The following is a 20,645-nucleotide window of genomic DNA, read 5'->3' on the forward strand; positions in this document are numbered from 1 at the left end:
AATACTTCTTGGATTTAAAAAGTAAATACTTCTATAAACAGTAAAGACACGTAAATAAACAATCTAAACCGTATAATACTGTAGTACCTAGAAAAACATTTATTTAAACCAGGTTCTCTATATTCGTTTAACGGGTGAACTAGTTGATCACTGAAATTAGATGGCATAGTAGAGGAGGACAAGGCGGGTGGACTGCCAGCAATCTAACAGCTATAGCTGCATCTTATGAGGGAAAATACGTCCAGAGCTTTCCAGCATTCGGCCCCGAGAGGTCTGGAGCACCAATCCTCGCGTTCACGAGAATTAGTGATGAACCAATTGAAATACACAGTATGATCTATAATCCAGATATAGTAGTAGTATTAGACTATACACTACTATCACCAAACATTGTCTCAGGTCTAAAACCAGGTGGAACAATAATTACAAATTACACTGGAGACGAAGAACAAGTATTTAAAGCACTCGGTATAAAACGCGGAGACTACAAAGTAGTATTAATACCTGCATCCAAGCTAGCACTAGAAATTCTAAAATCAAAAATTACAAATACTGCTATGCTAGCCGGCCTTGTAAAAATCGGATTGATTAAACTAGAAAGCGTAGAAAAAGCTATTAGCGAGAGATTTAGTAAACCAGTAGCAGAGAAAAACATATTATTAGTTAAAAAAGCACTAGAAGAAGCCCGCGAGGTGTAAGAGATATGAGTACTCTTAGATCATGGAGAGAAATACCACTTGGAGGAGTAGCATTTAGACTATCAACAGATGTTAAAACTGGTGATTGGAGAGCGCTTAGACCAGTAATAGACCAAAACAAGTGTACAAAGTGCTTAATTTGCTGGTTGTTCTGTCCAGACATGTCGATTATATGGGATGGAGAAAAAGTAAGTGTAAACTACGACTACTGTAAAGGATGTGGTATTTGCGCACATGAGTGTCCTGTTAAAGCGATAAGCATGGTTCCCGAAGTGGGTGAGTAGTAATGAGTAGACTTGAATTAATACCCAAATATCCACGTGAAAAACAAATTATGCTAAATGTCAATGGAGACGAAGCAATAGCATACGCTGTAAAACAGAGCTATGTAGACGTCGTCGCTGCATACCCAATTACTCCTCAAACAATAATTGTCGAGAAGTTTTCTGAGTTTGTAGCTAATGGAGAAGTCCACACGGAATTCGTAGCCGTTGAATCAGAGCACTCAGCTATGAGTGCATGTGTAGGTGCTGCAGCTGCCGGTGCAAGAGCATTTACTGCTACCTCGGCTCAGGGACTGGCATTAATGGTTGAAATACTATATATTGCAAGTGGATTGAGACTGCCAATGGTACTAGCAGTTGTAAACCGTGCTCTCTCAGCACCAATCAATATTCACAACGACCATGCAGATGCTTATTTAATGAGAGATGCTGGATGGGTAATGTTATTCGCCGAGAACGTCCAAGAAGCCTATGACACCACTATACAGGCATTTAAGATATCTGAACACCCAGAGGTACAACTACCAGTCTCAGTCCACATAGACGGCTTCTTCCTAAGCCACACACTTGAAAACATACATGTACTACCAGACCAAGCAGTATACGAATTCCTCGGCGGACCTAGAAAACTCGCAAAAGTCAAAGTAGACTACTACGATGAAGAAGTAGACTACGCGCTAGACCCAGCTAGACCACTATCCATGGGTAATCTCGCACTATACGACTACTACTTTGAAATGAAAATACCACAATTAAAAGCAATGGAGAAAGCCGTTGAAGTCATTAAACAAGTAAACGAAGAATGGTATCAACTAACTGGTAGAAAATATGGTAATGGACTAGTAGATCCATACATGGTTGAAGATGCTGATATTGTTATAGTAGCAATGGGTAGTAGTACAGGAACCATTAGAAGTGTAGTAAAGAAATACCGTGAAAAAGGAGTAAAAATAGGAGTATTGAGAATAAGGTCGTTTAGACCATTCCCACACAAAGACGTCCGCGAACTACTAAAAGACGCGAAGCTAGTAGCCGTAATGGATAAAGCAATAGGGCCAGGACAATACGGAGCATTATACCTAGACATAGCCGCTACACTATACCATGAAAAGAATAGACCAGTACTCATAGACTACGTATATGGACTTGGCGGTAGAGACCTATCTCCAAGCATGATTGAGGAAATGATCAACCAGCTACTCAAAGACCTTGAAAGAGGATATGTTCCAGAAGAAGAGAGATTTAGGTTTATAGGGGTGAGGGCTTAATGGTCGTAGTTAAAACTCTACCTGAAATACCAGTTAAAAAAGGAGAACCACCATACAAGATCTGGATATTCGAACCAGGAGAAAAGAAAGAGCTACCATTAATATTCAATCTAAGACAACTAGCAGAACAGAGAAGACCAGCCCTTCTCCCAGGACACAGAATGTGTGCTGGTTGCGCAGCTCCAATAGTCGTTAAACTAGCTAGTTTCGCCTTTAGAGGGCCCACGATAGTAGTCAACGCCACAGGCTGTCTCGAGGTTTCAACAACGATTTATCCATATACAAGCTGGGCCGTTCCATGGATCCACAATGCATTCGAAAACGCCGCTGCAACAGCGGGTGGAATAGAAGCAGGAATTAAAGCAATGAAGAAAACTGGTAGATTAAAATACGACCACGTAGACGTCGTAGTATTTGCTGGTGACGGTGGAACATACGATATTGGATTCCAAGCACTAAGCGGTATGGCTGAGAGAGGCCACGACGTACTATACATACTATACGACAACGAAGCATACATGAACACTGGTATACAAAGGTCTGGTGGAACCCCGAAGTACGCGTGGACAACAACATCACCAGTTGGAAGCGTACTACCTGGTAAGGGAGAAAGCAAGAAGCCAATAGCAGAGATAATGGTTGCCCATAGAATACCATATGTTGCAACTGCAACACCAGCCCACTGGATGGACTTTATGAAGAAGGTAAGAAAGGGAATTGAAGTCAACGGGCCAGCATTTATACACGCATTAAGTAGCTGTGATAGAGGATGGAGACACGAAGAGAGCATATCAATAGAGATCTTGAGGAGAGCAGTAGACACCTGCTACTTCCCACTATGGGAGTGGACACCAGAAACAGGATATGTACTCACAGACAGAAGCCTCGTCATTGCTAGAAATCCATCACTAAAACAACCCATTGAGAAATTCGTAGAGGTACAAGGTAGATTTAGACACCTACTAAGACCAGAAAACAAAGAACTACTCAAACAACTACAAGAATACGTAGATGCAATGTGGGAAGACCTGTTAAAGAGGGCTTCAAACGCGCCACGGTAGTAGAAATTGAATGATTTTTGTAGTCTATTCCAAAATAATTTTTTAATTCTAGGCCTTGGCTCTCCTCTAAGACAAGACGATCAAGCAGGCCTAATAGCATGCAATGAACTAGCTAGACATGGTATTACGTGTATTAAATGCGAGTATGGATTGGAAAACTGTATTGGCGAAATCGAAAACTATCATCCCAGTAGACTAGTAGTAATCGACGCGGCATTGTTTAAAAATGGTAGGCCGGGAGACGTGGTAGTAGTAGCTAGTGATTCGATAGAAGACTACGGGCTAGTTATTTCGACACATAGTATTCCACAATCACTAATTCTAAATCTACTCAAAAATACTATTGGTGTTGAAGAAGTATTTATTATAGGTATATACCCGAAAACCCTTGACCTCGGCTTAGAAGTATCATTCGAGGTATTAACAGCCGTGAAAAATATAGCTGAGAGAATCAACGAGTGTTTAAATAGAGAAAGGAAAATGGAAGAATTGGTATAACTCCGAGTAGTTTGAGTATTAACCTATAGTGTTTGTCGAAATCAACATGTTCTACAAGCCCCATTTTATAGAGCGCGTTTACAAATGAAACAGGTATGAAATACCTTGTTTTACGAGAGAAAATAGTGGCTAAGTATTCTATTCTACTCCCAATGTAAAACCTTGTTTTATAGTCTTCAATGTATTTACTCAACGTGTCTTCTTCGAGATGTTTTGCAAGTATTGGCGAGAGCTTGAATATATAGTATAATCCTCCACCAGTATAGGGTTTTACTAAGGGGACTGCATCACCGTGAAACACTATTCTACCGTGTATCAAAGGGTTTTTGAGTGGTTTATTTACTGGTATTAATCCACCATATCTCTCTAAAACTCTTTTAACAACTACCCCTGTATACTTCTCTACGTGTTTCAAAAGCGTTTTCTCGCGTGGATTTCTACTTGCATAGCCTATTTGAACCAGTCCATTTGAAACCGGTGTGATCCAAGCAAAGAATTCAGGTGTGTATTCACTGTACACTATGGTTAAACCATCTTCTTCCTCTACGTCTGCTTCACATAGAACTTGAAATCCATATAGGTATTCTCCTTTTTCTCTAATTAACTTCTTTTTGAATATTCCAAGGGGGCCTTCAGCTACAACTAGTTTATTGTATTCAACATCTCTATCTCCTATACTAATAGTGTTTAATCCACGTGGTTTTGCTTTTTGCCCCCATATAATGGTGTGGCCGAGGCTTTCAACTCTCGAGGCCAGTACTTGTTCTAAGAGGGGCCTATTGACGTGGTAAGCTATTGGTTTTTTAAATTCCAGTCTAGCTTTCCCCATTGGTGTTGTAAAGACTATTTTTCTATATGAGGCGTCGACAATACGATTAGATAAATTGTTTACTAATCGGGCAACGTATTCTCCAACGATTCCTGCACAGTGTTTAGGAATGCCTGGTTGTATGTGTTCTTCTATTATAACGACATCTACTCCTCTAGTATTTAGAGCTGTATACAGGCCGGCTGGTCCAGCTCCAATTATTAAAATGTCTTTTTTCATTACTCTTCCTCGTAGTTTCTAGATGCATACTTCATTGTATAGCGTTTAGCTCTTAGTTTTTCAACAATGTATTTAAAGGTTTTCTCGGGGTCTCCCTTCAATCCACACGTATAGACATCTACTGTGGCGAACTCGTACTCGGGCCATGTATGTATACTTATATGGCTTTCCAATACAATTCCTACAACGCTTACTCCGGGATGTATTTTCCACGCTTTTACATCTAGTAGTGTGAATTCACCTATTTTTGCTGCTTCTCTTATTACTTCTACGAGGTATTTCTCATCGCTGAGTAGTTCAGGATCGCATCCATAGAGTTCCCCGTAGACGTGGCGTCCAATAACCTTGTTTTTTAATTGTGTAATCGTAATCATTTTTATCACCATAAAATACTCCCCCTTGGAAACTTATAAATTTTACCCCCTTCCCCTTCCACGTAAGACTTGATGTTTCATTTTATAACCCCATTGAACTTTGTATGCGTATTCAAGTAATTGTATTGGCTTTTAGTAAGATATGTTTTGCTACTTGCAAGGGGAGAGTTTGATTTTAAATGTAAGGGGAGGGGTTATTTCTATGCTATATATAAACTTTAAATCTCTTATTTAATTCTTCATGGTTTCTTTACCTGCAACTCCAATTTAATACTTGCTACTGCTTCTTGAGAAGAATACATATTCCAACTCTTATCAATCCATCTCGCCATAGTTTTAAGTTAGTGTTTAAAATCTAATTAGAAAATAGAAATACTACTTGGTGATGATGCGCGCGTGCCTGAATATGTTGATGAAGGCCAGGAATGCTGAGTTGTTATTGCTTCTTTTCTATATATGTCTATATAGTTGACAATAGCTGGTCTATATAACCATCTAGAAAACTGAATTGGTAGAGGGCACTGTGGAAATACTACTATTAGGGCTCGGTTTAGCACTTGCAGCAGTTTACGCTATGGGAATTGGAGCAAACGACACTGCAAACTCTATTGCAGGCCCTGTTGGAGGCGGTGTTTTAAAGTATAGAAGCGCACTACTAGTGTTTTCTATTAGTGTTCTTCTAGGGGCAATCCTCCAGGGGCATATGGTTATGAAAACTCTTGGTAAAGGAGTTGTATCGAATCTAAATATTTATGGCGCTGTATCTGCTTCTCTCGCCGCTTTGATCTGGGTCTACATAGCTAGCTATCTAGGACTGCCAGTGTCGACGTCTCAAAGTGCAACTGGTGGAGTAATAGGTGTGGGGCTAGCAATGATCATACTTGGCCAGAACACTAAGCTCAATTTAGATGTAGTATCAAAAATCATTATAAGTTGGACAATATCTCCTCTTCTAGCAATAGCTCTAACTGCAATTCTCTATATAGTACTAGAACGCGTTTTCTCTAGAGTAAAAATTGGTGAGCGTGGAATACGAGGACTAGCCATACTCGCCTCTGCGTGGGATGGATATGCATTTGGAGCCAACGATGTAGCTAACGCTACTGGTGTATACTATGCAATAGTAGGCTCTACCACGTTCTTCTCGAGTCTAGACTCTAGGTTTCTACTCACACTATATGGTGCACTATTCATTATTCTAGGCGGAGTACTACTTGGCAGACGAGTTGTTGAAACAATGGCTTATAAAATAACAAAACTCGACCCTATAGGCTCTCTATCATCATCCATCATCTCTGCCTCTTCAACATGGATATTTACAACTATTCCATACATGTTGTTTGGCTATGGAATGCCCATATCAACCACGTATATATCAGTTGGGACAATTATTGGAGCAGGAATAGGTAGACATCGAAGCATTAGACAAGCACTCAATTTAAAACTAGTATTAGGCATTATACTCTCCTGGTTTCTAACCCTCCCCACATCAGCTACTCTCTCCATGGGCTTTTACTACTTGTTTACAAAAGTATTTTTAGGTATGTAATCCGTTTGTCCCTAGAGGGTTTCCTCTAGGGACCTCCACCTCGCCCACAGGGTTTTAGAGACCACTGTGGGTTCATGGGTGGCTGCCGAGCCCAACGGCACGGGGCTCCCATCTACGTTTATCCCCGCGGGGCTTGGAGCACTGCTCCCATCACCCCACAGTCTCCAATACCACACAACTTCACCGACAACAACAAAACCCCATACAACCCCAAAAACTTTTCAGCCCGTAGAATATTCGTTGTTGAAACATGCTGTGTGGTTTCGAGAAAAGGTTTTTGACTTGTCTAGTAGTCTTATACAACTATATAGTTTACAGTGAACACCATATATATACTACACTACTCTATTACTACTCAGTGGTGTTGGAGTTGTCTACTTGGGGCTGGATTTCTAGGTCTATGGAGAGAAGAGCTCTTGAATTATACATTGAACACATATCAAAGATTGTAATTGTTGTAGAATATGCTTTACACGCTGTCGAAGCATTTCGCGAAAGGAATTGGGAGAAGTTTAATGAAGATTGGAAAAGAGTATTTGACGCCGAGAGAGAGGCAGATGATTTAAAGAGAAAGATACTAGTGGAGCTCGCTGAGAGTACTTTTCACCCAATTGATAGAGAAGAAGTAGTTAGACTAGTAATAACTAGTGATGATATTGCTTCTTATGCCAAGGCGTGGTGTAGAAGATTAAGTCTCTTACAAGACGGTGAAATTCCAGAAGGAGTTATTGATAAACTAATTGAAATGGCTTCTCATGTATTAGAAGCAACCAAGTTGATTCAAAAAGCAACTAGAGAACTCCTAGCTGGAAATAAAAAGAGGGTTTTAGAAATCGCCGATAAAATAGAAACAATCGAAGAAAAAGTAGATGAATTACACATAGAAGTACTAGAAGCAACACTAGAATACTGTGATAAATCAAAACCATCTAGGTGTATTGTACTCAGAGAAATAGTATCCATGGTGGAAAACGCTGCAGACAAATGTGAAGATGCTGCAGATGTATTGAGATCAATAGCACTTCTAAGATAGTCTAGAAGAATGACCACCATTTACTTTTTGGATTATTCACTGCTACTTTAATCTATTTTCTAACACAACAGATCCAATAGTGAAACAGGTTAAAATCCATAAACCCTATTTAAAATACTTGGAAATCATGGGATCAACATATTCGTCGCTAATACTAGGAGTGGGAAAGGTGTAGTTATTGACTGGTAGTTTAAAAACTAGTTTTGATCCAAGTGAAGTAAGTGTAATTATACCAGTATTAAACGAAGAAAAAGCTATTGGAGTAGTAATAGACGAGTTAATCCAAGTTGGTATACCACTTGAAAACATAGTAGTTGTCGACGGTGGCAGTACAGATAAAACAGTTGAAATAGCCCGCTCTAAAGGCGTTAAAGTAGTAATGCAAGAAGGTAAAGGTAAAGCATTGGCTGTTAAAACAGGTCTTCAATACGTTTCAACACCAATAGTTGTAGTAATGGATGGTGATGGAACATATCCAGCAAGTGCAATTCCACTATTATACAGTGAATTGAAAAAGAAGAAGTGTAGTCTAGTTATAGGTGCTAGATTATTTGGTAAGGAATCACAACGACTAATATTTAAAATCGGAAATAAACTCTTAACGCTTGCATTCAACACGCTGTATGGAACAAATCTTAGAGATGTATTAAGCGGTATGTATATGGGGTTAACTGATAAAATGAGAGAAGTAAACTATGAAATGAAGGGTTTTAGCGTCGAGGTAGAAATAGCTTCACACTTCGCAAATCTCTGCGATGTATGCGAAGTACCAATAGAATACAGGCCTAGAATAGACCCTAAAGCCAAGAAACTAGGTGTAACACACGGGTTTAAAATAGCAGTAGATATGATTAAATTGACTTGGCGTTATAATCCAACGTTTCTAATATTCACCCTTGGATCACTACTATTAATTCCTGGGTTAATACTGGGTATATGGGTTGCATATAGATACTACTTTATGGGAGTAGTACACCATATAAAGGGACTAGCCGCACTAATACTTGTAGGTGCTGGTTTTCAATCACTAATATCTGCAATTATGGCTTTATACGTGAAGAGATTGGAGAGACGTGTTTACATGAAAATAGATGAAATAAAAACACTGGTTAATTCAACGCGTTAAATAAGAGTTATAAGTTGAAAATACACTGGAAAGATATATGAACTAGTATTCAAGTGTGAGTTATTCCATGGATTATTTAACGTTGCTGGCTACAATAACGAGTTTTGCACTAATAGACTCGTTTGATCCCTGCTTCTATGCTTTATTCGCTAGTATCTTTATTTCGGCTTTAATGGTAAACCATCGATATGCTGTTAAAACAGGTATTGTATTTATAGCTTCTGTTTACACAGGCTACTTTATAATTGCTCTTGTAGCATACTCACTACTATCTGTTATTAAATTGCCCATGCAGATTCTTGGAGCTATACTATTGATTTATGGTTTTCTAACGCTCATAATGTCAATTTTGAAAAACAGGATTGAACATAGTGATCAATTTGTTTGTAGAGAAGACGATATTCCATGTAAGATAGCTTCTAAACTAGACCTTCAAAAGTATGCTATAAGAAGCCTCTTTGCTACACTGGTAATTGGATTAATATCTTCTTTTACAATACTCACATGTTCAGCTCAGCTACTTATAACCTATATTCTACTGTCACGAAAACTAGGACTCAGCCTCTCCGTGTTTATACCGTTAACACTATACTACATAGCTGTTTTCGTATCCCCGATTATAGTGTTGTTTCTCGGTCTAGCCGGTTTAACAAAGTTGAAGTCAATACATTTGGTTTTACTTAGACGTGAAAGGCTTGTTAGAATTATTGGCTCTCTATTAATGATCTCTATTGCAATATATATACTAGTACATAGTGAAACCCTGTACGCTGTTTAATACTAGGGATTTGATGATTTAATCAAGAGCAGTATAGCCGTGTAGACTAGGCATTCTCCTTCATCAATTCTACTACTACATGTCTTTAAGACTTCTTCGGGTTCATCCACGCCTAGTTCACGCATGAGTATTATTAGATTGTTTTTCAAAGAGGCAACATAGTCGTATCTACCACTACTTGTTTTAACTAGTACTATGTCAGCCAGTAGGTCCATGAGTAGCTGTTTGTCTATGTTTAAACCCCATAAGGGGAGTACATCTAGAGAGTCTAGTTTCCACAATACTTCTGGATAATATTTAATTGGTGATATAGACTCCAGCATTTTATTGAATGATTGGAGAAACATTGTATAGTCTTCATCACTCCAAGTCTTCCTGTACAATTCCAACGAGTTAACTATACTATTCAATAATTCATAATCTACACTCGTAGTAGTAGACGTGTTGACAACAATATCTAGCAATCCACGCTCCACTTTAACCCCTTATCCAGAATGCATTATAGATGGGTTTTAAGGAGTCGGATACTCTGACCTCTGCCTAAGAAACGAGGTTTTAAGTTGTAAAACTGCTAGAGAGAGTGGACTATTATTCCAAGTGATACTAGTATAGCGCCGGCTACAATAAAGGGTGAAAATGGTTCTTTAGCTATAATTCTCGTTGTTAACTGTGATAATACAGGTGCTAGTGCTGTTGCAACAACTGTTGCTGAGACTCCCAATTGGTATATTGAATAAGTAAATAAAACCATTCCAATACCCCAGCTGAAAACACCCGTTATAAAAGTAGCAATTATAAATCCCTTATCTACGACTCTATTCTCTCTTCTCATGAAGCTAACTATGAGTGAAAATACAACTACAGACGCGGATCTAATTAAAGAAACTGTATATGGGTCTACTAATCCTCTAAACATACTTATTATAGACGCGGCAAAACCCCATAATACAGCTGCTGAGAAAGCTAGTAGTATTCCTGTTTTAGACGCTCTACTTCCATTATTGTTTCCACGTGTAGCAATTAATATACCGAGAAAAGCAAGTGTTCCGCCAACCAGCTCTGTTAAACCAAGTTTCTCGCCAAATAATATAAACGAGAATACTTGTGCAAAGAATATATAGAGGTAGCCGATGACTATCGCTAGGGAACCACCAATAAGCTGTATACTCCTTGTATAAGCAATATCTCCAAGTCCTGGGCCGAGAACACCAGATACAACCATGAAGAATACAAGCATTGGAGTTAAAGAGGAAAAATGCAATGTACCAGTAAAAACAGTGAATAATACTATGAATAATACTGCTAGAAGGGCTCTTATAGCAGTGAAAAATGATGGTGGTGAATTCCTCGCGAATCGATATATTACAGCTGGATTAAAACTCCAAATTATAGCTGTTATAACCGGGTAGACTATGTATATAGAGTCCATAAGCACCACCATAACACTAATTAAAAGTAAAACCCTCCTTTAAACAAGCCTAGTACTAGTAGCCCACTATACGAGGAGAAATACAAGGTACACAATAGTGTTAACAATAGTTACTACCAATCCTATTTTAAAGAACTCTATAAATGATATCGTAGTATTCATTTTACTTTCAAGTGTTTCTAATACTATAATATTCGATGCAGCACCTAGAATTGTTAGATTACCAGCTATTGTAGACATTGCTGCTAGTGCAAGCCACGCGTTTATATCTATCGACGTGTATCCAAGGCTCTCCATAAATGGAATAAATAGTTTTACAAATGGAACATTACTTAGTACTTGACTCAAAAGTATTGAAGCAATAGTAATAGACACTACACTCTCCAAGCCTCCTAGTTTACATGGTAGTAGAAGTGTTAAAACAGGTTGTAAAACCCTGCTCCGCCATATACCCTCCATAGTTATAAACATTGTTATAAAGAAAACTATTGTACCCCAGTCAACACCAGACAATACCCTCCTTGGATTTTTAGCTAGTGTATATAATCCAGCAGCTATTATAAATGGTATAAACCCTCTGTGAGTTATGTGTGGTAGACCCATTAACTCTAGTACATCGTTTACTATTAAGCCCAGTATAGCAATCGCTAATCCAACCCCGGCGATTACAGCGTCTCGTTTATCACTAATATACTCTCGTGGTATCGAGTCTATTTCAACCCTTGTATTCTCTACTTTGAAAATCTTTATCATTATCAATGAGAGTAGTACGAGATTGATAATTGTTGGTATTGTAAGCCTCCAGAGGAATTGAATAAACGGTGCTGTAATACCACTCTGTATAGCTATTAACATGTTTTGAGGATTTCCAATTGGAGTCATTACAGAGCCTATTGTAAGAGAATATGCTAGTAGTAGAAACATAAACTTGGGGTTTAATCCAGCTGCCTTTGAAACCATGTATGCTATAGGAGGCCCCATAAGAGCAACTGTATCGTTTACGGCGAAAGCAGCTAGTAGTCCGAAGAGGAGTGAAGAAGCATAGACTAGTGAATACCTTGTTTTAAACCTACTTATATACCAAATAGAGAGAGCTGAGAGAAGGCCGGAGGACTCTGCGAGGCTAACTAGACTAAACATACCTATTAGAAACAATACTACGTCGAGGTCTATTACACTGCCCAGTTCGTCGAAGCCTACGAGTCCAGTGACAACAGTAATAAAGGATGTAAAGGCCATGATGCTCCATGCTGGTATATGGGTCTTCTTACTCCTTACAATCAACATTGCAATTAAATATATAATCAATCCCAAGCCAACTATTTCACTGTATAGCTGATTATTCAATTCCGTATAAACCACCCGGAAAATACTGAATTACAACTCGGATTATAAGTTATTAGTAGGTAGGAGTCTACTCTATTCCAGTAAAAGTATAATTCTATGTTAAAACTACTCGTCTACCTAGCCTAGTAGGGATTCAAGCCACAGCATTAATATAAATCCAAGTATAAACCCTGTTGTTGAGAGCGATTCATGCCCGTGTCTATGTGTCTCTGGTATTACTTCGTGGCTTACTACGTATATCATTGAACCAGCCGCTAATGAAAGTGTAAATACTAGTAGACTAGTTGAACCAGTAGATAGAAGAGCAGCTATTACAGCCATTACCGTCTCACTCAAACCACTCAATACACTAATAGCTAGTGCAGTCCTCTTACTTCTCCCAGCTACTGCTAGTGGAAACGAGACTACAAATCCTTCTGGTATATCCTGTACTCCTATAGCAACAGCTGTAATTAAACCCATAGACAATCCAATACTAGATGAACCACCAACAGCTAGGCCCTCTGGTAGATTGTGTATGAGTATTGCTAGCACGACAAGCCATACGTGTTTAATTTTATTCTTCATTGAAACAGGGCCTTCATAACCCTTCATTAAGTGCTCGTGTGGAATGATTCTATTTAGTAAAACAACTACTAGTACACCAGTTAAAAACCCTAGTGTAGTCAAGAATACACCACCTAATTCAATAGCTGGTAGTAGTAGACTAGTAAATGCTGTTACAGTCATAACACCAGCACTAAACCCCAAGCCTACATCCAAGTGTACTTCGCGTCCTCTAACACCAATTAACCCTATTAATCCACCTAGAGAAGTCGCTAGAGCAGGAATTAAGCCAAGTATCAACGCTCTTAAAACACTGTTTTCCAAAAACCACTCCACTACGTACACCATACAATACTGAGTCAACACGTGTATTATAATTTTTGATTGCCATTGAGTTGACTCCACTATATTAAATATTTAAAAATCAAAATTTAAAACTAGTTATACATAGCAGAAAAGTTGTAATTTAAATCAATGGATTAGAATACATAATTAGAGACAAAGCTTAATCAACAATTGCTTCCAGCTTGTAGAAAGCGCGTTTAATATACGTGTTTAAAATAGTCTAAAATGGTGTTTGAATTGGCAAAATACAAAGTAGTAGTTAATAGAGAACTATGTATTGGCTGTGGTGTAGCACCGGCAATATGCCCCGAGGTCTTCACTCTAGATCCAGATACTGGTAAAACCATGGTAGTAGATAAATACGCTGTTGAAAACAAGAACGAGATATCTATTGGAGTAGTACCAGGAGAACTCTATGAATGCATTAAACACGCGGCTGAAGCGTGTCCTGTAGGAGCAATTAAAATAGAAGAAGTAGTAGAATAATCCTTGTTTCATTGATTTCGATTTTTACACTCCTTTCTCTTTTTAACCGTGTTTACTTTTGTTTTTGCTTTTCCTTGTTTTGGAATACCAAGCCGTGTGTCATTTGAGCCAACAGCGAATAGTAGTCCTCGCGAAGAGTCTCTACAGAAACTATATATTACTCGGAGCTCGAATTACACCTCTATAGCTATAACTAGCAGTCGCTATTGCAACAATACTTGTTAGTAGTAGAGAAAGTGCTAGTGTAAATATGAGACTTCTTCTAGGAGACACATAATCCTCCAAGCATCATTATATCATAACATAAAACCCCGTAAATATGTAGACTCATTCCACTATTCTTGTCTTCTCAGAGGGAGGTTGTTTCTACACCGTTGTCTTCTCTACGTGGAGCCAGCTAGTGGTGTGACTATGGCTATGGGTTTAAAGGTATTATTGCTTTTAACTCGGGTATTATCTTGGTTTTCACGCCGTATACTTCAAATATGGTTTCAGGTGTTAGAGTTTTAACAGTTTCTCCCATTGCATGTATTCTACCGTTTTTCAATAATACTGTTTTATCAGAGTATCTATATGCCTGGGTTAAATCATGTAGAGACATTATAACTGTTACCTTCTTTGTCTTTGAAAACCAGTGTATAAAGTCGAGTATAGACAACTGGTATTTTACATCGAGGTTTGAAGTAGGCTCGTCTAATAGTAGTATTCTAGGCTCTGCAACTAGTGCTCTAGCTATAAGTGCTCTCTGTAGCTCTCCACCACTCAGCTCTGTTATGTCTCTACTGGCTAAGTGGTCTATTTCAAGGGCCTTCATATACTCGAGTGTAATCTCTATATCTTTCTTTGAAGGCAGGTAGTCTATGTGTGGCCTTCGCCCCGTTAATACAAACTCAAATACCTTTACTCCATGGTAGATGTTTACCCTTTGTGGGACAAGGCCTATTAAACGAGCTATCTCCCTCCTCTTCATACTCAAAGCATTCTTAGTATCTATGTATATTGATCCTCTAACCGGCTTTACAATTCCATCTATTGTTTTAAGAAGAGTTGTTTTCCCGCTTCCATTCGGCCCTAATACCGTTACTACCTCTCCCTCCTCTACGTCCATTGCTATATCTTCGAGAACCCTTGTACTCCCATATCTTACTTCTACGCCTTGTATTCTCAGAATAGCCATTAACGACCACCTCTTACTAGTAGGAGTACTAGTAGTGGTGCTCCTATTAGCGAGAGAATTATTCCAGCTGGTAGAACCATGGGCTTGATAATAAGCCTTCCCAGAGTGTCTGCTACTAGAGTCAACAATGCACCTGTGAGTATTGATCCCGGTATTAAATATCTATGTGTACCACCAAGTAGTAGTCTAGATACGTGTGGTGCAACTAGGCATAGAAAAGCCAGTACTCCGGCAAAAGCCGTTGAAATCGATGCTCCTACTGTAGCAATTAATACTACTTCTAGTCTAAGCCTCTTGGGGTCAACACCACTAGATGCTGCAACGTCGTCTCCCAGAGAGATTAAGTCTAGGTCTATTGCTCTAAGAAAGCAGTAGAGAGCTGTAAATACAAATACCACGGTTAAAACCCATAGTCCCGTCCAGTCAACTCTTCCAATATCGCCAAACAACCAGTAGACAACTACTGCCAATTGGAGTTCATTGAGTAGTAGGTATTGTACTAGGCTTAATACTGCTTGGTAGAAGAAACTAGTAGCTATAGCTGCGAGTACTAGTGATCTCTCGGTCAACCCCGCTCTATAAGCCAGTGTTAATACAATGACTACTTGTACCAGTGCAAATCCAAGTGCAAATAGAGTAGTAATATATGGATTAGAGACCTGGATTACTCTATATCTAACAGAGCCTGAAACACCAAGTATTAAACTCAATGCTACACCTAGTGCGGCAGCGTGTGATATACCCAGTGTAAAAGGCGAGGCCATGGGATTCCTCATCGCCGCCTGTATACAGACGCCTCCCACTCCAAGGATGCCACCTAGTAGTATAGAGGCAAACACCCTTCTAGTCCTCAATAGTAAAACAGCCTTGACCTCTGTAGATAGGTCGTTATTGCCAAGTAATACATTGAATACATCTAGTAAGCCAGCATTATACGTCCCCATAGACACAGCTAGTGGTATGAGTAAAACTAGGAGGGATAGAAGTATAGAGATAAAAAGCATTTTCTTTTTCACGTATTTCTCTATGTGTTCCACGTGCATTTTCTAATCACACTTGAAGAAGACGGCTAGGTCTACATATCCCGGGTAGCCGTTTTCAACAAATAAACTATATAGTGGCTTACCAGTGAATGCTTTAAACACCTCGTCTGCTTTCTCCACTGGATTTATATCTCTAAAGGCCTCGGGGTATAGAATACTACCAATATAGTATGTATTAGCGATAGCCGTTGCTATATTTGTATGGTAGTAATTGAATGGTATTACACCGTAGACTCTCCCTTCCCTGAAAGCTCTTAGTAGACAATACTTCTCCTTGTTCTTCGAGAAGTCCTCCACGACTAGTTTCAAGTTGTTTTCATCTATGAATACAACGTCTGGTTGCACCTGGATCAACCACTCGAAGTCCACGCTTACTACCCCACCCTCCGGCTTCAACTCGTCTACTATAGACGGCGTGCTAAGTAGTACTAGGGGTGCAAACTTCGCCTGGGAAGTAGTAAATGGTTGTGCACCCTGATACGATATTGCACCTATATATACACGTGGTTTTACTACAATGTGTTTTACTCTACTATCTAGGTCTACGAGTACCGAGTCAATATAGCTAGCTAGACTTCTAGCTCTCTCTTCTCTATTTAATACCTTACCCAGTAGTAAGAGTGCTTTCTTCAAGTCTTCTAGTTGTAGATAGCCGGGTGAACCATAATCTACGACTAGTACTGGAACACCTGTCTCAGACTCTAGTCTCTCTGGCGGATATAGGCTAACATATGTTCTACTCATAATTATCAATTGGGGTTTTACCTGAATTATCTTCTCGGGGTCTGGCGGGCTCCTCGGACCTCCCGGGCCTATTATCGGTAGATTCTTTATGTAATCACAGTATGCCATTGCATAGTCTCTTCCAATACAGCTCTTTACTTCTAGTTCTTCGACTCCTACTACTAGGTCTACTGCGTCGAGGTATACTACTAGTCTAAGGGCGCCTGGCCCTATAGCTACAATTCTAGAAATGTTTCTCGGTATACTGAGTGTTCTATTAGTCACGTCTACGACTAAAATGTATTCTACTTGTCCATTATTGCTCATAGGCCCCGTTGTACTCGTTTGCTCAGCGTATTGATTACTATGTGGTGTAAAACCGGGTTTTACAACTAGTAGTATTGGTGTAATTGCAAATACGAGGATTAATAGGATTAATACAGGGTTTTTCACAGTCTTCACTACTACCACACCCCCTACTACTTGTTTAAAACACGGACTACTTTGAATGGCGCGAGGAAGGCTGGTGTAATACCTCTTCCAATAACAACTGGGACTTCTCTACCAGCACAAGTTGCACAGTGTGGTTTTCCATCAATATATACTGCTTTAGGAGCCATTACGAGCTCGCCGCACTTACTACACCTCACACTATCATAGATTGGTGCTCTCTCCAGGTCGATCGTCACCTCTACTTCTTGTATAGTAAACTCTTCTTCTGGGAGATCGGCTAGTTTCAACGCTATTTCCTCCCATAGCTCTCGGAGTCTCTTAGCGTCTTCCTCGCTACCCTCTCCTCTAACTCTTACTTTTCTAAATAATTCTACTGCTTCTCTAGGGAAGTATTTCTCTCTTATTTTCTCGGAGTCAACGTATATCCTTATACCCTTCCTTCCACCCCTCTTTAGTATTGTAACTGCGTTTTTACCCGTGTCTAGGTAGATTAGCGAGTTGTTTCCAAAAGTACAACCTGTTGCTATTTGTATTCCGTCACTCATACAGTTGTTTACTTCTACTATTGCTACAATGTCTTCTCTAAGACTCTCTGTAAAACCAGGTTTCTCTACTCCGAGTTTACTGAGTGCTATTTCACCAATTCTCAATCCAATTACTAAAAATGGGCATATGTGACCGTGTAATTCACGTGCTTTTTCAATCATTTCTCTGGAAACCATGGTGCACCCTAGATTTAGAAAAGTGCACTTTGCTTAAAAATCTTTCTACACCGAGTTTTCCTAGTTTAAAACAATTATTCTATCCAAGACTCGACTAGTAGGTAGTATAGGTATAGAGAGAGAAGAGATGTGGCAACTGCATATATCACCATGTATACTGGGCTTCCAAGTATCGCTGTGTATATAAAGCCTCCTAGAGCCCAAATAGACCCGAATAAAAGCCCGAATAAACCATATGCCAACGGCCTCTTAGATGGCTCTACTAGTACTGCTATTGTAGCCCTCATTATACTCTCCTCTGAGCACATTACTATACCCCACGGGATCGCAGCGAGGTATATGAGTTCTATGGGTGTATATACTAAGAGGCCTATTGAGAACGGTATTAAAAGTGGAATTAACAGTAACACCTTTACCTTGGCTTTATCAAATAATACACCGAGTGGTACTGCTACAAGTGCATCTACAAGCATTGCAACCGCGTAGATTAATCCAATAGTCTCGCCTGGTAAACCCCTAAACTGCCTTAGATAATATGATGCAATAGACCAGTGTATAAACCCCAATGCCAGTATACAAGTAGCAATAGTATACAGCCAGAAGCCCTTATTGTAACCCTTCAGTGTCAAACCAGGTCTCCTAGTGGTAGTAGCTTTGGGCCTAGGATACAGAGTCCACGCTGTTGCAACAAGGATCAACGAGATTAAACCAGGAATTAACAGTGTGAAATAGGCTACTCTATACCCATAGTAAACCAGTACAATACTAACTATCAAGGGACCTATAAACGCGCCGAGCTGGTCGAGTAGTTCGTGTACTCCAAAACCCCTACCAACACCAATACCCTCTGAAACCTCTGCTAAAACAACGTCTCTAGCAGGTGCTCTCAACCCCTTACCAACTCTGTCGAGGACATATAGTAGTACTACAATCTCCCAGCTACTCGTAAACCCTATAAGCGGTATACATAGAGCTGTAATAGCATACCCTAGAAACACAGAGCCCCAGAGAACCAGTGGAGATTGAATAACAGCCGAGATATACCCAGAGAAAAACCTGAATACCAGTCCCAGAAACTCGCCAACACCAATCAGTGCACTCGAAGAAGCCGGCGCGTTTAACTCAGCAAGATATGCACCACTAATCGACCTACCACCCTCATAAACCATGTCAGCAAAGAGTGAAACCAAACCTAGAATCAAAAACACCATGACAACTCTGTGTTTATCAACCATGTATTCGTCACCAGTAGTACACAATAGAAACTAGGATATAAAAACACGAGTTGAAACACAGTAGAATACTATATACCCAGTAGAACTAAACAGTATTAATTAACACAATTATTGACTAGTTCGAATTCTACTTATAATGTACTTCAAAGCCTCCTCGTGGAATTCCTCGTCTCTAACAATCTTATTCATTATTCGCACTAGAGACTCCGAAGCATCTGGCACCATGTCTACTAGGAGTGGAAGGAGAATTCTATGATATGTTTCTTCGCCAACAAAGTTTTCTAGTATACAATTCTTCCCTAGTATAGTCTCCAGGTCTTTCAAAGTCAGCTCTGACTTCTCTCTTAATTGATTTAAAACACTTTCTACGACTACAAATAGTTCTCCAAGGTGTTTTCTACAGTCAACCCTCTCCTGTTTTAATCCATAGGTAACAGCCGTTTCCTCGAGTATTTCAGAATGTCTTTTGCTCTCGAGGCCAATAACTCTAAACAATAGCTTTATATCTGGGTCTCTCGTCTTCTCATATAGTTCAAAGTATAGATCAGAAATCATTTTCTCGAGTACAATTGAACATGTTATTAACTCTCGAAGCAATAATTCGGGTTTTTCAGTGTTCAATATGTATCTCCTATCTTGAATAAACATTGTTAGAAGAATTTAAAATTTAGTTTAATCGTGTGTATAGGAGTTATCGTTGTTCTTGTAGTGTTTTAAATAGGTATTCTTTTACCTTGTATCCATCCTTGGTGAATATTATTATGTCTACTCCATCACCAGATAACACGTCTCTCTCTATAACTGTCTTTATTGCTCCTATTGCCAATTGCTCTGCTTCTTCTAGTGATAGGTCTTCACGGTATCTTGGCTCTATATAGCCTATTGCTAACTGGTGTCCTGAGCCTGCCGTGGCGTATTTTTCTTCTATTACGCTTCCAACAGGGTCTAGTATGAAGAGTACTGGTGCCTCGTCGTAGCCTCCAACTATTACTTCTGTAAACATTGGAAAGAACTTGTAGCTGTAGAGTATGATTGAGAGTACTTTAGCTAGACTCCTTGTTTTCATTTCTCTTCCCATTTCCAACTCGTATTTCTTTGCCTCGTATTTCAGTAGTTTTGTTATATAGCCAATATCTCCCATGAGACCTGCAAATGCTACTCCACTACGACTTGTAATAGCGTGTACTTTTGTTGCTTGGCGGCTCATTATGAAGCCATCGTATGTTACTCTCTTGTCGGTAGCTAGTACTACTCCGTCACGTGTTTTAATACCAACAGCTGTTCCCGGTAAAACCATTCCCATCGATACCACCATTAAGCGTCTTGTTTAGAATAATTGTAAACAAGGTAAATATAGTTTTAAGAATACTTTCGGCCTACTCCGAGTCTCCATCACAAAAAACCAATTCTATAATAAACCCG

General features: G+C 39.4%; 24 protein-coding genes. 10 read left to right on the forward strand and 14 right to left on the reverse strand.

Annotated features, from left to right (window positions below; translation table 11 throughout):
- Positions 1–143 precede the first annotated feature (143 nt).
- Genes ACZ5YP_RS03450 through ACZ5YP_RS03470 form a run of 5 tightly spaced genes read left to right on the forward strand, consistent with a single transcriptional unit; the run spans position 144 to position 3,809 of the window.
- Positions 144–698 (forward strand): 2-oxoacid:acceptor oxidoreductase family protein, encoded by a 555-nt coding sequence (locus tag ACZ5YP_RS03450; RefSeq protein WP_464835858.1) that lies wholly within the window; start codon positions 144–146, stop codon positions 696–698.
- 5 nt (positions 699–703) lie between these two features.
- Positions 704–982: a 4Fe-4S binding protein gene (locus tag ACZ5YP_RS03455; protein WP_464835859.1), complete on the forward strand. Its 279-nt coding sequence runs from the start codon at positions 704–706 to the stop codon at positions 980–982.
- 2 nt (positions 983–984) lie between these two features.
- Entirely contained in the window at positions 985–2,250 is a 1,266-nt protein-coding gene (locus ACZ5YP_RS03460; protein WP_464835860.1) for a transketolase C-terminal domain-containing protein, read from the forward strand.
- Positions 2,250–3,311, forward strand: coding sequence for a thiamine pyrophosphate-dependent enzyme (locus ACZ5YP_RS03465; RefSeq protein WP_464835861.1), 1,062 nt, complete (start codon positions 2,250–2,252; stop codon positions 3,309–3,311). The genes ACZ5YP_RS03460 and ACZ5YP_RS03465 overlap by 1 nt, the downstream gene beginning before the upstream one ends.
- A 6-nt stretch (positions 3,312–3,317) precedes the next feature.
- Positions 3,318–3,809 (forward strand): hydrogenase maturation protease, encoded by a 492-nt coding sequence (locus tag ACZ5YP_RS03470; protein WP_464835862.1) that lies wholly within the window; start codon positions 3,318–3,320, stop codon positions 3,807–3,809.
- Here ACZ5YP_RS03470 and ACZ5YP_RS03475 read toward each other — a convergent pair.
- Positions 3,763–4,857, reverse strand: coding sequence for an FAD-dependent monooxygenase (locus ACZ5YP_RS03475; RefSeq protein ID WP_464835863.1), 1,095 nt, complete (start codon positions 4,855–4,857; stop codon positions 3,763–3,765). The two genes, ACZ5YP_RS03470 and ACZ5YP_RS03475, sit on opposite strands and share 47 nt — an antisense overlap.
- On the reverse strand, positions 4,857–5,231 hold the full coding sequence (gene speD, locus ACZ5YP_RS03480; protein WP_464835864.1) for an adenosylmethionine decarboxylase: 375 nt from the start codon (positions 5,229–5,231) through the stop codon (positions 4,857–4,859). Before speD ends, ACZ5YP_RS03475 begins: the two co-directional genes overlap by 1 nt.
- A 523-nt stretch (positions 5,232–5,754) precedes the next feature.
- On the opposite strand from speD, the gene ACZ5YP_RS03485 reads away from it, so the two are divergent.
- The 4 genes from ACZ5YP_RS03485 to ACZ5YP_RS03500 all read left to right on the forward strand — a co-directional run bounded on the left by ACZ5YP_RS03485 (position 5,755) and on the right by ACZ5YP_RS03500 (position 9,717).
- Positions 5,755–6,780, forward strand: a complete 1,026-nt coding sequence (locus ACZ5YP_RS03485; protein ID WP_464835865.1) for an anion permease — start codon at positions 5,755–5,757, stop codon at positions 6,778–6,780.
- Positions 6,781–7,030: 250 nt separating this feature from the next.
- Positions 7,031–7,813, forward strand: a complete 783-nt coding sequence (locus ACZ5YP_RS03490) for a DUF47 domain-containing protein (RefSeq protein WP_464835866.1) — start codon at positions 7,031–7,033, stop codon at positions 7,811–7,813.
- Between the two features lie 178 nt (positions 7,814–7,991).
- The gene (locus ACZ5YP_RS03495; protein WP_464835867.1) at positions 7,992–8,939 is read left to right on the forward strand and encodes a glycosyltransferase; all 948 of its coding nucleotides are present in this window, start codon (positions 7,992–7,994) and stop codon (positions 8,937–8,939) included.
- 67 nt (positions 8,940–9,006) lie between these two features.
- The gene (locus ACZ5YP_RS03500; RefSeq protein WP_464835868.1) at positions 9,007–9,717 is read left to right on the forward strand and encodes a hypothetical protein; all 711 of its coding nucleotides are present in this window, start codon (positions 9,007–9,009) and stop codon (positions 9,715–9,717) included.
- A gap of 2 nt (positions 9,718–9,719) precedes the next feature.
- Here ACZ5YP_RS03500 and ACZ5YP_RS03505 read toward each other — a convergent pair whose 3' ends face one another.
- The 4 genes from ACZ5YP_RS03505 to ACZ5YP_RS03520 all read right to left on the reverse strand — a co-directional run bounded on the left by ACZ5YP_RS03505 (position 9,720) and on the right by ACZ5YP_RS03520 (position 13,375).
- On the reverse strand, positions 9,720–10,193 hold the full coding sequence (locus ACZ5YP_RS03505) for a hypothetical protein (RefSeq protein WP_464835869.1): 474 nt from the start codon (positions 10,191–10,193) through the stop codon (positions 9,720–9,722).
- A 95-nt stretch (positions 10,194–10,288) separates the two neighbouring features.
- Entirely contained in the window at positions 10,289–11,146 is an 858-nt protein-coding gene (locus tag ACZ5YP_RS03510; protein WP_464835870.1) for a DMT family transporter, read from the reverse strand.
- A gap of 66 nt (positions 11,147–11,212) precedes the next feature.
- Positions 11,213–12,493 carry an ArsB/NhaD family transporter gene (locus ACZ5YP_RS03515; RefSeq protein WP_464835871.1) on the reverse strand — a complete coding sequence of 427 codons (1,281 nt, stop codon included), beginning with the start codon at positions 12,491–12,493 and terminating at the stop codon, positions 11,213–11,215.
- Positions 12,494–12,610: 117 nt separating this feature from the next.
- Positions 12,611–13,375 carry a ZIP family metal transporter gene (locus tag ACZ5YP_RS03520; protein ID WP_464835872.1) on the reverse strand — a complete coding sequence of 255 codons (765 nt, stop codon included), beginning with the start codon at positions 13,373–13,375 and terminating at the stop codon, positions 12,611–12,613.
- Between the two features lie 246 nt (positions 13,376–13,621).
- Here ACZ5YP_RS03520 and ACZ5YP_RS03525 point away from each other — a divergent pair, with 246 nt between their 5' ends.
- Positions 13,622–13,870 (forward strand): ferredoxin, encoded by a 249-nt coding sequence (locus tag ACZ5YP_RS03525; RefSeq protein WP_464835873.1) that lies wholly within the window; start codon positions 13,622–13,624, stop codon positions 13,868–13,870.
- A 150-nt stretch (positions 13,871–14,020) separates the two neighbouring features.
- Here the strand turns inward: ACZ5YP_RS03525 and ACZ5YP_RS03530 are convergent, their stop codons facing one another.
- The 8 genes from ACZ5YP_RS03530 to ACZ5YP_RS03565 all read right to left on the reverse strand — a co-directional run bounded on the left by ACZ5YP_RS03530 (position 14,021) and on the right by ACZ5YP_RS03565 (position 20,526).
- The gene (locus ACZ5YP_RS03530; protein ID WP_464835874.1) at positions 14,021–14,143 is read right to left on the reverse strand and encodes a hypothetical protein; all 123 of its coding nucleotides are present in this window, start codon (positions 14,141–14,143) and stop codon (positions 14,021–14,023) included.
- A 142-nt stretch (positions 14,144–14,285) separates the two neighbouring features.
- Positions 14,286–15,047, reverse strand: a complete 762-nt coding sequence (locus ACZ5YP_RS03535) for an ABC transporter ATP-binding protein (protein ID WP_464835875.1) — start codon at positions 15,045–15,047, stop codon at positions 14,286–14,288.
- Positions 15,047–16,090 carry a FecCD family ABC transporter permease gene (locus tag ACZ5YP_RS03540; protein ID WP_464835876.1) on the reverse strand — a complete coding sequence of 348 codons (1,044 nt, stop codon included), beginning with the start codon at positions 16,088–16,090 and terminating at the stop codon, positions 15,047–15,049. Before ACZ5YP_RS03540 ends, ACZ5YP_RS03535 begins: the two co-directional genes overlap by 1 nt.
- 3 nt (positions 16,091–16,093) lie before the next feature.
- On the reverse strand, positions 16,094–17,275 hold the full coding sequence (locus ACZ5YP_RS03545; protein ID WP_464835877.1) for an ABC transporter substrate-binding protein: 1,182 nt from the start codon (positions 17,273–17,275) through the stop codon (positions 16,094–16,096).
- A gap of 17 nt (positions 17,276–17,292) precedes the next feature.
- Positions 17,293–17,988, reverse strand: a complete 696-nt coding sequence (locus tag ACZ5YP_RS03550; RefSeq protein WP_464835878.1) for an FmdE family protein — start codon at positions 17,986–17,988, stop codon at positions 17,293–17,295.
- Between the two features lie 74 nt (positions 17,989–18,062).
- The gene (locus ACZ5YP_RS03555) at positions 18,063–19,223 is read right to left on the reverse strand and encodes an MFS transporter (RefSeq protein WP_464835879.1); all 1,161 of its coding nucleotides are present in this window, start codon (positions 19,221–19,223) and stop codon (positions 18,063–18,065) included.
- A gap of 108 nt (positions 19,224–19,331) precedes the next feature.
- The gene (locus ACZ5YP_RS03560) at positions 19,332–19,844 is read right to left on the reverse strand and encodes a ferritin family protein (RefSeq protein WP_464835880.1); all 513 of its coding nucleotides are present in this window, start codon (positions 19,842–19,844) and stop codon (positions 19,332–19,334) included.
- A 70-nt stretch (positions 19,845–19,914) separates the two neighbouring features.
- Positions 19,915–20,526 carry an Ntn hydrolase family protein gene (locus ACZ5YP_RS03565; RefSeq protein WP_464835881.1) on the reverse strand — a complete coding sequence of 204 codons (612 nt, stop codon included), beginning with the start codon at positions 20,524–20,526 and terminating at the stop codon, positions 19,915–19,917.
- Positions 20,527–20,645: the final 119 nt, after the last annotated feature.

It is taken from the genome of Sulfophobococcus zilligii, from assembly GCF_055398255.1.